This is a genomic window from Pantoea sp. alder81, from assembly GCF_020179835.1.
In the GTDB taxonomy this organism is placed as follows: domain Bacteria; phylum Pseudomonadota; class Gammaproteobacteria; order Enterobacterales; family Enterobacteriaceae; genus Pantoea.
This window is the reverse complement of record NZ_JAIUDA010000006.1, coordinates 28756-40877: the sequence shown is the minus strand read 5'-3', so window position 1 is coordinate 40877 and position 12122 is coordinate 28756. Positions and strand designations below refer to the sequence as shown.

At 52.5% G+C, this 12122-nt stretch carries 13 protein-coding genes and 1 tRNA gene; 10 read left to right on the top strand and 4 right to left on the bottom strand.

What is annotated here, in order from left to right:
- The first annotated feature begins 5 nt into the window (after positions 1–5).
- A complete protein-coding gene (locus LBW88_RS16735; RefSeq protein WP_224933573.1) occupies positions 6–2048 on the top strand; it encodes a pyridoxamine 5'-phosphate oxidase family protein in 2043 nt (680 codons plus the stop codon).
- Between the two features lie 216 nt (positions 2049–2264).
- On the opposite strand, the gene LBW88_RS16725 is transcribed toward LBW88_RS16735, so the two are convergent.
- The gene (locus tag LBW88_RS16725; RefSeq protein ID WP_224933575.1) at positions 2265–2477 is read right to left on the bottom strand and encodes a cold-shock protein; all 213 of its coding nucleotides are present in this window, start codon (positions 2475–2477) and stop codon (positions 2265–2267) included.
- A gap of 427 nt (positions 2478–2904) precedes the next feature.
- On the opposite strand from LBW88_RS16725, the gene LBW88_RS16720 reads away from it, so the two are divergent.
- Entirely contained in the window at positions 2905–3132 is a 228-nt protein-coding gene (locus tag LBW88_RS16720; RefSeq protein WP_224933576.1) for a hypothetical protein, read from the top strand.
- Positions 3133–3408: 276 nt separating this feature from the next.
- Here LBW88_RS16720 and LBW88_RS16715 read toward each other — a convergent pair whose 3' ends face one another.
- Together LBW88_RS16715 and LBW88_RS16710 are read right to left on the bottom strand one after the other, a co-directional pair.
- Complete coding sequence (locus tag LBW88_RS16715; RefSeq protein ID WP_224933577.1) at positions 3409–3576, bottom strand: YhfL family protein; 168 nt, start codon at positions 3574–3576, stop codon at positions 3409–3411.
- A gap of 509 nt (positions 3577–4085) precedes the next feature.
- Positions 4086–4188: transfer RNA gene (locus tag LBW88_RS16710), tRNA-Ser, on the bottom strand.
- A 49-nt stretch (positions 4189–4237) separates the two neighbouring features.
- On the opposite strand from LBW88_RS16710, the gene LBW88_RS16705 reads away from it, so the two are divergent.
- The 7 genes from LBW88_RS16705 (at position 4238) to LBW88_RS16675 (ending at position 10999) form a co-directional block, all read left to right on the top strand.
- Positions 4238–5122, top strand: coding sequence for a ParA family protein (locus LBW88_RS16705; RefSeq protein WP_224933578.1), 885 nt, complete (start codon positions 4238–4240; stop codon positions 5120–5122).
- Positions 5115–6494 carry an SPI-7-type island replicative DNA helicase gene (gene dnaB-PI, locus LBW88_RS16700; protein ID WP_224933579.1) on the top strand — a complete coding sequence of 460 codons (1380 nt, stop codon included), beginning with the start codon at positions 5115–5117 and terminating at the stop codon, positions 6492–6494. The genes LBW88_RS16705 and dnaB-PI overlap by 8 nt, the downstream gene beginning before the upstream one ends.
- The gene (locus tag LBW88_RS16695) at positions 6491–8017 is read left to right on the top strand and encodes a ParB family protein (RefSeq protein WP_224933580.1); all 1527 of its coding nucleotides are present in this window, start codon (positions 6491–6493) and stop codon (positions 8015–8017) included. The genes dnaB-PI and LBW88_RS16695 overlap by 4 nt, the downstream gene beginning before the upstream one ends.
- A gap of 48 nt (positions 8018–8065) precedes the next feature.
- Positions 8066–8650 carry a DUF2857 domain-containing protein gene (locus LBW88_RS16690; protein ID WP_224933617.1) on the top strand — a complete coding sequence of 195 codons (585 nt, stop codon included), beginning with the start codon at positions 8066–8068 and terminating at the stop codon, positions 8648–8650.
- The gene (locus LBW88_RS16685) at positions 8647–8901 is read left to right on the top strand and encodes a hypothetical protein (protein WP_064737819.1); all 255 of its coding nucleotides are present in this window, start codon (positions 8647–8649) and stop codon (positions 8899–8901) included. Before LBW88_RS16690 ends, LBW88_RS16685 begins: the two co-directional genes overlap by 4 nt.
- Positions 8902–8991: 90 nt before the next feature.
- Entirely contained in the window at positions 8992–10176 is a 1185-nt protein-coding gene (locus tag LBW88_RS16680) for an STY4528 family pathogenicity island replication protein (RefSeq protein ID WP_224933581.1), read from the top strand.
- A gap of 100 nt (positions 10177–10276) precedes the next feature.
- Complete coding sequence (locus tag LBW88_RS16675; RefSeq protein WP_224933582.1) at positions 10277–10999, top strand: PFL_4669 family integrating conjugative element protein; 723 nt, start codon at positions 10277–10279, stop codon at positions 10997–10999.
- Between the two features lie 297 nt (positions 11000–11296).
- Here the strand turns inward: LBW88_RS16675 and LBW88_RS16670 are convergent, their stop codons facing one another.
- A complete protein-coding gene (locus tag LBW88_RS16670; protein ID WP_157179244.1) occupies positions 11297–11587 on the bottom strand; it encodes a hypothetical protein in 291 nt (96 codons plus the stop codon).
- Between the two features lie 26 nt (positions 11588–11613).
- On the opposite strand from LBW88_RS16670, the gene LBW88_RS16665 reads away from it, so the two are divergent.
- On the top strand, positions 11614–12105 hold the full coding sequence (locus LBW88_RS16665; RefSeq protein WP_224933583.1) for an STY4534 family ICE replication protein: 492 nt from the start codon (positions 11614–11616) through the stop codon (positions 12103–12105).
- The last annotated feature ends 17 nt before the right edge of the window (positions 12106–12122 follow it).

Here is a 12122-nt window from a genome sequence, read left to right as displayed (position 1 = left end):
CCATCATGGGCGAGAAACTTCCGGTATGGCATGCAGGTGAAATAGCCCTGCAGCAGCAAGCGGGCGTGGCCGAACGCATGGCGGAAGTCGGTCAGCGCGTGATTCGCGACTACATGCCCGATCAGCATCGTGACTTTTACGCAAAGCTACCGTTTATCGTAGTGGGCAGCGTGGATGCGCAAGGCGATGCCTGGGCCACGCTGCTGGAAGGCCAGCCCGGTTTTATCTTCTCGCCCAACGCCACCACGCTGGATATTGCCGCACGCCCGGATGCCAGCGATCCCGCCGCGTCTGGCTTCATTGACGGCGCACCGGTTGGCCTGCTCGGCATTGAGTTGCACACCCGTCGCCGCAACCGCATGAACGGCGTGCTGAGTGCGATTGGTGGCGGCTTTCGGGTGCAGGTCGAGCAGAGTTTCGGCAACTGCCCACGCTATATCCAGCTGCGCGACTTCCGCTTTGCTCGCATGCCCGATGAACCTTTTACAGGTGAGGTTGAGGCGTTGAGCAGGCTCGATGAGGCAGCCCGCACCACGATCGCCACCGCCGATACGTTTTACGTCGCGACCTATGCCGGGCATCAGGTTGATGCCTCGCATCGCGGCGGCAAGCCGGGCTTTGTCAGAGTCGATGACGATGGCCTGCTGACCATTCCCGATTTCAACGGCAACCTGTTTTTCTCCACCCTCGGCAACATCCAGCAAAACGGCAAAGCAGGACTGCTGTTTATGGATTACCGCAGCGGCGATACGCTGCAGATGACCGGCGATGCCAGCGTGATCCTCGACTCACCGGAGATCGCTGCATTCCAGGGCGCCGAACGGCTGTGGACCTTCCGCCCGCGCCGCATCGTGCGTCGTCATGCCGCCCTCGCCTTGCGCTGGGAAACGGAACCGGAAGGTATCTCTCCGGCATCAGAAATGACCGGAGACTGGCAATCGGCTGCCGAACGTCTGCGTGCTAATGAACTGGCGCGACGCTGGCGGCCATTTAAGGTGACGAAGATTGTCGATGAGAGCGCGTCGATTCGCTCGTTTCATCTGATGCCGGATGATGGCGCCGGTTTGCTGCCACATCAGGCAGGACAGCACTTACCGATTCGCGTGCAGTTGCCCGGTACAGACAAACCGCTGATTCGTCACTACACCCTGTCGGTTGCGCCGTCGGACGGCTTTTACCGCATCAGCGTCAAGCGCGATGGTGTGGTCTCGTGCTATCTGCACGATCATCTACAGGTTGGCGACAGTCTTGAAACGCGAGCGCCAGCCGGTGATTTCACTATCGATGTGCAAGAGTCACGCCCAGCGGTTTTAATTGCGGCGGGCGTCGGCATCACCCCGATGCTGGCGATGCTGCGCCATCTGGTTTATGAAGGACGCCGCAAACAGCGCATGCGCCCCACTTACTTTATTCAGTCCGCGCGCAACAAAGCGGAACGCCCGTTTGTACGTGAACTGGATGCATTGCTGGCGGCCTCACAGGGCGCATCCAAAATGGTGCGCGTGTTGAGCCAACCGGACGGTGCCGAACAGGGATTCGATTACGATGTCGCCGGACGCATCGATATGGCGCTGCTTTCACAGGTGCTGCCCTTTAACGACTACGACTTTTACCTGTGTGGCCCGCCGCTATTTACTCAGGCGTTATATGACGGGCTGCGCAGCTACAACATCGCGGATAGCCGTATTCACGCCGAGGCCTTTGGCCCATCCTCGTTGCAGCGCCGCATGGATCTGCAGCAAACAGAAAAAACCTTACTTCCGATTTCGACTCAATCCATACCGGTGATGTTCATGAATTCAGCCAAAGAGGCGCGCTGGACACCGCATAGCGGATCGCTGCTGGAACTGGCCGAAGCACGCGGTCTTAGCCCGGAGTACAGCTGTCGTGAAGGACATTGCGGATCGTGCAAAACGCGGATTCTAAAGGGAGCGGTAACCTACCCGACTGCGCCGAGTGCCAGTGTGGCAGAGGGGGAAATATTAATCTGCTGCGCGCAGCCGGCACAGCAGAATGGCGATATCGAGCCGATTCAGCTCGAGTTATAACGCGGGAATGTCGTTCAGATACAGCGTGAGGACGTTACACGAAAAGTAGTGCAAACCTGCGTTTATGCAGCGATATTTTTATTCTCAATCATCATGGACTTGCAGAAAATGCAGGTCGCACCATGCGGATTTTTTTGGCTGACATCAAATACCGACTTGCGATATTGAGAACCCTGACACTGAGGGCATTTCATAAAAGTAGTGAACAAATTAATATTAGAGACCTGTAACATTGGTTGCTGAAGGGCCTTTCGGTCCATCTTGTACTGAGAATTCAACATGCTGACCCTCTTCAAGGGAGCAGTAATCACTACCAGTGATAGCAGAGAAATGTACGAAGACATCTTTGCTACCATTTTCAGGGGTAATAAAACCGAAACCTTTTTCAGAATTAAACCACTTTACTGTACCGAGAATTTTATTAGACATAATTAATACCTTTTCTTTTTTTGCCGTGAGGCTGAGTAAACTGAATCGCAGAGAAAAATCAGGACTGAGATAAAACTCAAAGAGAAAGGCTTATTTTCGGCACTGACTTAGATGAGAGATAAACTGTGAACTAACTTTGAAACTGTCTGCAAATCAGACTGGAGGTCATTTACGCATGTCTAATGCAACATTGCAAGACAAAAGAAAAATAAATAATCACCTCTGGTTAGAGACCAATAAAAATAACTAATTAATACATAAATAACAATGTGTTAGGTAAAACAAAAATAATTCAAATCTGTACAAAACTTTCGTTTTGAGCCAGCAATGCTTATGTTTCCCCTGCTCACTAAGGGGATAATTTAATTTCAGGTTAACGATATGTACTTGTGTTAGGCTCGCTTTTTAATGGCTTTCAGGAGGACACATGAAACGCGTCATTATTTTCTTTAATCTAGGTCCAGCAGAAGTCGTAAACATGATGGATGGCGTGACCACCGTCGGTCGTAAATATCCCAATGGAAAAGAGATTAAGTTGCAGATTATGTCTGCAGGTTTTCCGTCTCTTACCGGCGATGCAAAAGTGGTGCATGTCGCATCTGACCGTACTCTTTCCAGCAATGAAATCTGGGATGCTTCTAATCGCCTGCTATAGCGATGTCATTTTGTCTAACATTTAAGCCCATAAGTTTTCAACAAATATACTGGTTCTTAATATCAATGAGTGTTTTTCAGATTTATTTTTGTAGCGCTAACGATTTGGCACAGTTAAAGAAATAATACAGTTAGCGATCATCAGGGATGAATATGCAGACGCCTGATTCAGAGCATTCGTCAGCAATATCACTCTATTTATTTGCTGATTGACAGGGATGTTGGGTGAGATAGCGGCCAGTCACCCAGGTTTCTGGCCGCCATGAATGAATGCAGATTATTTATCTACCGGCCCGCAACCACCAATGATTTTTGATATAGACACAGCAGGATGAAGTAAGTAATCGTAATCACAGTTCTTTTCTTTGTTGTACACGCTGCCCGTACATCCAGACAGTAGAGCCACTGCCGCCGCGGCAATCGATAATTTAATAAGCTTATTCATAATAACGCGTCCATTTGTTAAGAGGTTTTTTAACTGACAAAATCACATCTCACGAACATTAACAGGATTTAATTTAATCCTTAATAATCATTAGAGTACGAAGATAAGAACGCAAGGTTCTTAAGCCAGAAATTATCGATTAAACCCACTATCAAAAACAATAACCTGAATTACTTATCAATGAACAGGTTGGCTGAAAAGTTTGTAGTAAAAACCTGACAATATGAAAACGTCATACCCGTTTTCAAATTACACCTTGTGATACACCAGCTATCTGATTAACCCAAAATAACAACGACTCGGTTATAGCGTTATAACGTCCATAAGGCTTTAATCAATTTTATATGGAAAGAGAAAAAGAACGGTGATGAAGGGAAGTCTTTCCGTGAACAATGCAGATGATGTGATTATCAATTTTTGTAGCGTGGGCATGCTGTAAGAAGGCGCTAACGATTTCACTACCCCAGAAAAGCAAAAACCCAGCCATAAAGGCTGGGTTTTCAGAATGTTGGTGCCCGGACGCGGAATCGAACCACGGACACGGGGATTTTCAATCCCCTTGCACAGACTTTAGGTTTGATTTTTTCACCGGATTTCATGCAGTAAACGGGCATTGACGGAATAAGCAGGTGTACACCCGAACTAACTTCGGATGTGCATGATGAAAATACTTCCCGTAATTTCCACCAAAGGTGGAGAAGGCAAATCTACGCAAGCCGCAAACCTCTGTGGCTTCCTCGCTGATGCAGGACTGAAGACGCTGTTAATCGATGGCGACTTCGGCCAGCCCACTGCCAGCAGCATCTATCAACTCACCTATGAAGCGCCGTGCGGCATCTACGAACTGCTGATGCAGTCGGTGGATCTCGGCAATGCCAGCAACATAATCTCCAACAGCTTTATCCCTAATCTCGACGTCATCATTTCCAACGACCCGCAAGCACACTTGCTGACTGCCATGCTGCACGCGCCGGACGGGCGGTTGCGCATGCGCAATGTGCTGCAGCACCCGCTGTTCAATGAGTACGACGTGATCATTATTGATTCACAGGGCGCGCGTTCGGTGATGTTGGAACTCATTGCACTAGCTGCCACTGACACAACCATCGGTATAGTGAAGCCGGTGCTGCCCGACATCCGCGAATTTCTGCGCGGTGCTATAGCGATGTTCGAACAGTTGCGCTCACTCTCCTCCTACGGCATAGCGCTTCCTGCAGTACGCATTCTGGTGAATTGCATGGATTACACGTCGTTGGCCAAAACCACGTTGGGCCAACTGGAGACGATTGTCAGCGAGGGGAAATATAGTCCCTACGCCGACGAGATCTCCGTGTCGATGCTGAACACCCAAATCTACGATCTCGACATTTATAAAGCTGGGCATTTTGCTGGCGAACCTGCGCATCGGCTTGAAACGCAGACGCGTCGAAAGAGTGATTCGGCGCTGCAAACAATGCATAACCTGGCATGTGAATTGTTCCCGGAATGGCAAAGCCATTTTGATGCGCTTCTTTCACGCTCGGTGAAGGAGGTGAATCATGTCTAAATCCAGTAATTACCCAATCGATATGCCGCACTCCATCGATGCTGAGCAGGCAGTGCTGGGCGCGCTGATGCTGGATAACGATTGCTGGGATGATGTCGTTACGCTGATTCAACGAGAAGACTTTTTCTCCAGCCCCCACCGCTCGATTTTCAAAGGCATCGACGAGCTGGCCAAAGGCAATAGCCCTTTCGATCTGATCACACTTAGCGAACTACTGGAACGCCACAACATCATCGACCAGTGCGGCGGGTTTGCTTACCTTGCCGAGTTAAGCAAGAACACGCCGAGTGCTGCCAACATCCTCGCCTATGCGAGGATAATTGCCGAGAAAAGCCAGCTGCGTCAGCTGTACATGCTCGGCAACCAAATCACGCGGGATGTGCAACTTCCCAGCGCTGCCGCCAGCAACATCACCGAGCTCGCCGAAAGCCAGCTGTTCAACCTTGCCGAAAAAGGCCATGCGCGCCAGCACCAGGAAATCACGGTTCTCGATGGCATGTCACAGCTGCTTACCCGACTAGAAGAGACGACCGGTGGCAATGGCATCACCGGTACGCCATCGGGTTTTCGAGAGCTCGACCAAATGACCTGCGGTTTACAGGCGGGTGATTTAATTCTGCTGGCCGCGCGTCCTTCTATGGGCAAAACGGCATTGGCATTAGCGATGTGTGAATCGGCGCTGGATGCGCTGGAGAGCAATTTAGTCTTCTGCTTCAGTCTGGAGATGCCAGCTGAGCAGCTGATGATGCGACTGGTTGCAATGCTGGGTCAGGTTGAATTGAATTTGCTGCGCAGCGGCCAGCTCGATGATGAATGCTGGGCCAGAATCAGCATGGCGATGGAGCGCGTCACCGCCTGGAAAGATCGGCTAATCATCGATGAAAACAGCGACCAGACTCCAGCATTGTTGCGTGCCCGCGCGCGGCGTTACATCCGAAAATACGGGCAACCGAGCCTGATTCTGGTCGATTACCTGCAGTTGATGCGCGCACCTGAGCAAGAGAATCGCACGCAGGAGATATCAGAGATCTCGCGTTGCCTGAAGGCACTGGCTAAAGAGCTGAAATGTCCGCTGGTCGCGTTATCCCAGCTTAATCGCCAGGTTGAATCGCGCCCCAATAAGCGGCCAAACAACGGCGACCTGCGCGATTCCGGCGCGCTGGAGCAGGACGCCGACCTGATTCTCTTCATCTATCGCGATGAAGTTTATAACGAGAACTCCACCGAAAAAGGCATCGCCGAAATCATCATCGGCAAGCAACGGCAGGGCCCTATCGGCACCGTCAAAACCGCCTATGATGGCCGTTATACGCGGTTTTCTAATGCCGAAAACAACTCCTATCACTTCGGTTATGGGAGGGCTCAGGCATGACAGCGATGGCAAAACAGCGCACTACCGATCTGACTGATGCGCTTTTGAAACGCGGACGTCAGGCCGAAGCAACACTAACCGTGGCAACGCCAGATGCGCCTGGTAGCGAAATGCCGATGGTGCTGACACTGGATCAGCTGCGCCCCAATCCAGATAACCCACGAACCAGCCGCAATCCCCGCTTTGATGACATCAAGGCATCGATTCGCGCGCGCGGCCTCGATACCGTGCCGAAAGTCACGCTCGATCCCGACAATCCCGGCTCTTACATCTTCAGTGACGGCGGCAACACGCGTTACCAGGCACTGAGTGAGCTGTGGGCAGAGACGCATAGCGAACATTTCTACCGCGTGCATTGCCTGTTCAAACCGTGGCCTGGTCGCATTAAATGCGTGATTGGTCATCTGGCAGAAAACGAGCTGCGCGGCGAGCTGAGTTTTATCGAGAAAGCGATCGGCATCCGCAACGCGCGTCAGATCATCGAAGATGAATCAGGCAAAGCGGTTTCTCTGCGCGAGCTGGCAACGGCGCTAACTGAGCAAGGCTATCCGGTTAGCTACTCCAGCCTGAGCCGCATGGACAGCTGCGTCCGTCATCTTTATCCACATTTACCGGCTCTGCTGGAATCGGGTTTAGGCCGCCCGCAAATCAACGCGCTTCTGGTACTGCGCAGCGATGCGGAGAAATTGTGGAATCACTATGCAGCTGAAGCGAAACCAAATGCGACGTTTGAAAACGTGATGACCAAAGTGTGCCCGCATTTTAATTCGCCGGAGAGCTGGTCGCTGGAAATGTTCCGCGACGAGTTTATCGGCGAACTGGTTAGCGCGTTGCCCCATCCATCACTGAACTACGACCGCTGGCTGATAGAGCTTGATCCCAGTGAACAAAACCGCCGTCAGCTGTTTGGCGAACCTGAACCGGTTGCACCGCAGCTGCAGCAGCAAAACCAGCAGCCTGAACCGGAAGCAGCACCGCGCGCGCCTTCGCCGGTTCGCAGGCCAACGCCACCACCCACTACACCAAGTGTTGCCAGTGGCAACACTTCCGAACCGAATTCCACTGTTGCCACTGGCAACACCTCCGAGCCGAGTTCTACTGTTGCCACTGGCAACACTTCCGGGACGGTTTCTGCTGTTGCCAGTGGCAACACTCAATCAGCCGCACCGGATTTCTGGTCCATCCCCACTCTGCAGGATGACGCCGATCACCTGCGCAATATCGCCTTTCGCCTTGCCTTTGAGCTGGCCGATTCGGATAGCGATGGCGAAGCCGTCATTCCGGATAACGGCGCTAATTCGGCGGGCTATCGCATTGACGAAGAGCTCAGCGCCTCGCCGATTTCATGCCTGCTTACCTCGCTGGCTGGCGGCGCATGCGATGAAGACTTACCTGACCTGATGCGCGAGCTGCTGATCGGCAGCAGCGATGCCGAACCGCGTTTTGATGATGCCCTTACCCAAACTTTCATGAAGTTAATCCGCACGTTGCGGCGGCTGCGCGAGCTGCAGCGCCAGAGCTGAGCGGCATGTTTAGTCGATTGAGATTACTGAAAACCGGAGATCACGATGATGAGTAACAGCTTGTCTCAGGCCACAAATGGCCTGCTTACCCAGTTAGTGATGGAACTCAAATCAGGCTACATCCGCCGCTGCGAAGCGCTGGGTTTGATGCCAGAAGAAATGCAGATGCTTCACGGGCTAACCATTGAGGACCTGCACTACCTGATGAACAGCCCGGTATCGGTGCTGACCTTCCGCATCCACCACGAAAACCTGTCGCTGATGTTGCAGCAGGCACGGCGTGAGCAAAGACGCCTGCAGCGCATCGATCGCGCGCTGGCGCTAAACGGCTCAATCGAGTTGATGCAGCACTATTTCGGCCTTTCAACGGTAGAAGTCGCCGCGCGCCGCCGCATGGCCGGTATTGAAGTGCGCAAAGGACGTGGCGTGGTGCTCAACGATGAAGACAACGCCGAGATCTGGCGCAAGTGGCAGAAAGCCAGCATTGACGATCTCGACAGCGCAGATGGCCTCGACGTCATGATGTTGTGCGCTGAACAGATGGATCTGTCGTTAACCGCTATCTGGCACGCCGTGCATGGCTGGCACAGCAATAAAAAGCCAGAACCCGCAGCAATGCGGAAGATGGCATGAGCCAACGCAACCAGACGCTGACAGAAGGACTTGTCGCGCCGGTCAACGTGCCAGAGCCCTGCCGCCGCAAAGCGGTGAGGCAACTGACGCTGTTCCGGTGCGGCAAGAACAACTTCACGCGCATCAAAGCGAACGGAGCGGACTATCTCAAAATCGACATTGGCCTGTTCTGGCGGCTGCTGAGCAAAAACAGCGGCAAAGACTGGGAACTGATGACGCATGAGAGATACAGCAAGGCGATCTGGAAATAGCGAGTGTTGTCACTCTGTACCCCGCGCGGGGTGCAGCAATAACAGCATTCACCCGATGGCACGTAGCGATCGGCGGCAAAAGGAAATGACATGAATCTCCCCTCTGACAGCTTAATCGCTTTCACGATGGAAAAAATGCAGGCACGCCTGGCGGAAAAATCCAGTGACGATGGCGTCTCGCAGCTGCGCAGCGGTTTGCTGTATCTCGGCAATGTGCAGGATGCTTACCCGCGCCAGCTGCTGCTTGATACGCGGCTCTCACCGCTCGATAAAATGGCGTGGATGATGATCCGGCTTTACGCGCAGCAGAACCACGGCGCTGTATTCCCCAGCTATGACGAGCTGCAACTGCAGCTCGCTTCCCCGCATAAAGGCAAGGCATCGCGCGAAACGGTCAGTCGCGTATTGCTGATGCTGCGACTTACCGGCTGGCTCAGCCTGTGTAAGCGGGTTCGTGACGATCAAGGCCGCGTGCGCGGCAATATCTATGCGCAACACGACGAGCCGCTAACCTGCTGTGACGCTGAAATCATGGACCCGGCGTGGCTCGATACCGTCGCTGAAGCGTGCCGCAGCGGCAATAAAACCATCCAACAAACCGCGTTGCAAGTGCTGGATGAAATCAAAAATGACCCGCAGATGCGCCACTGCAAAAGCCATATTAGCCAGATCGAGAATCGCCTGTGCAAACCTCAAACGCCGCAGGAAATGGCTGCAGTCAGGAAGCTCACTCACCCGAATTCGGTTTCCGAACCGGGTATAAAAACGCCGAGTTCGGAAGCCGAACCCAGCATACCGACGCATTCAAATTCACTGAGTTCGGTTTCCGAACCCTCGCTGATACCAAGGCTTCGGCCCGGAGTTCGGAATCCGAACGGTAACGTACGTTGTTTTACACAAGGTGTGAAAAAAAACACGTATATACCGGCTACGCCGCCATCGGAAATCATCCCCGAACGCTACCGGCAGCGTTTCAGCCAGGAAGATCTCGCCATGCTTGAACACCGGCTGGCAGCGTTGCCCGCAGAGCAGTCGCAGCAGCTGCTTCACCAACTTGGCCAGAATCTGGATGCCGGTTCAATCCAGAATCCAACCGGCTGGCTGCTGGCGATCATCAAAAAAGCGAGAACCGGCCAGTTCACTCACGTTGCTGATTCGCCGCCTATTACCGCACCGACCAAACAGTCACAACCTGAACCAGCGACGAGAGCATCCCGCTCCGCCGCTGACATCGCCGGGATCGTGCAATCGATACGACAAAGGCTGAACAGCTAGCGAGCCAGATAACTGGCAGTTGTGTGAATGGTTTTACGATAGATGTTGCCTTAACGCTCCTGAAAACTGGCGCAGCATCATCAACTATATGGAGTGGGAAATGGCTGAAGAAAAGAACGAAACCGATACGGCCAAAGCGGGCGCGTTACGCTCCTCTTTGACCATTGAACTGCACTCGCATTATGCGATTCGATTATGGGAAGGTCGCAAACGCCAACCTGATGACCTGCGCGAACGTGGCAGGCCGCAAATCCTGAGCATGCCGCGTGTGATTCAGCGCGCCGGTTTGATGAGCCGTGACGCTGAGGGCGACAATCCTTATGCAGATATGGCGCTGTTGAAGCTGGAGAACGCGCTGGATTTGGCGACTACAGAGATCCAGACGTTAGTGGATGAGCTGGAGGCGACGCTCAAAGCTATCCCCGCGCGGATCTCACTGACGGATGTATCGTCGGTGTCGCCGCTCAATATTGGCGTCTTCAGTCGCACGCCGCTGGGTTATCGCTGCGTCTGGCTGCTGGTTGGTTACGATCAGCTGGCGATGAAGGTGTTTCAAGCATCTCATTACGGCCTGATCAGCGGCAAAGAGCGCGATGAAATACTCAGCAATGGCGGCCATCTGGTGCGTAAAGTGTATGGCGTGGCGCAGCACTATCGTTCGTTCGCCGTAACGCGCGCCGATCTGGAACAGAAGACGGTGATTGCCAGCGAAGCCGTTAAGCTACTGGGCGATGTAGATTTGGAGGTGATGACGGGAAAAATGCTCTCCACCTTTTCACCCAACCTGAAAAAGCTTGCAGAAAATAGTGAAGCTTCTGAATAACTTTCTGGCGCTTCAGCAAAGCCTTTTATGTCCTCAGCGATGCTGATAAGGTTAACAGGCTTCGATGTAGCACCCCGTGACTGCGGGATGGTTGGATGTCTTTTACGGGGACAGAAAATCATCAGTCCGGCAGGCAAATCACCGCACATCCGATTTGGTCTGTAAGGCGCACGCCCTCCGTGAAAACCGCGCCGGAGCTTCAACTCCCGGAGTAACGAATACACCACTGGTCTGCGTGCAGGCCCTGAGCGCTGGCAATTGCTGGCGCTTTTTTATTTTCATCCCCGCAAAACTACTTTATCGCTGACATCCGCTTTTAGCGGCAGGACACTGGAACGGCATTATTGTTGTTGTCTCAACAACCAGCCAATGTTTCAGCAGCCTGAGAGAGACGCTTACGCGGTTGCCATCTAAAACTTCATGACCTGAGAGAAGTGCTGCTTTTGCAGTGGTCGATCCGCTCAACCTCTTAATGCGGATATCACCTGTGTGATGAGGTTCTTTGTACTGACCAGCCAGCGCGGCATAGCTATCCGCGCTTCCTGACGGAAAGCATTTATCCGTCAGGGATGAATGTTTCTCCGTCACTATTTCCCACTCCTGGAGTAAACATCATGACTGCTACCACTACCAACAACACTGCAAACAACACCAACACCACTTCAACCAAAGCTGAATACTTCAATCTCAACATCAAGGGCCTGGGTTATCTGAGCAACATTCGCAGAATTGAAACTCTCACTGGCGGCTTTCTTAGCGTGGTGATTAACGCGCTGAGCGGTCCTACTGACAGCCCAACCTATGTGCGCTTTGATGCCACTGTCGCCGGTAAGGAAGCAACGGATCTTATAAGCCGCTGCCAGAAAGCCGTAGACGAGGACCAGAAAGTGCTGCTTGGATTTACTCTCAGCAATCTGACGTCTGACATTTTCACCCTGAACAAAGGTGATCATGCAGGCGAACAGCGCGTTAGCCTGAAAGCCAGACTGATTAAGGTTGATTGGATCAAGATTGGTCAGGCGATGGTTTATAAAACAGAAAAGTCAGAACCTTCCTTACCTAATGAGAGAAAAACGGAGAAAACATACTCTGCCGACTCATTCTAATAGTTACGCCCCAATAT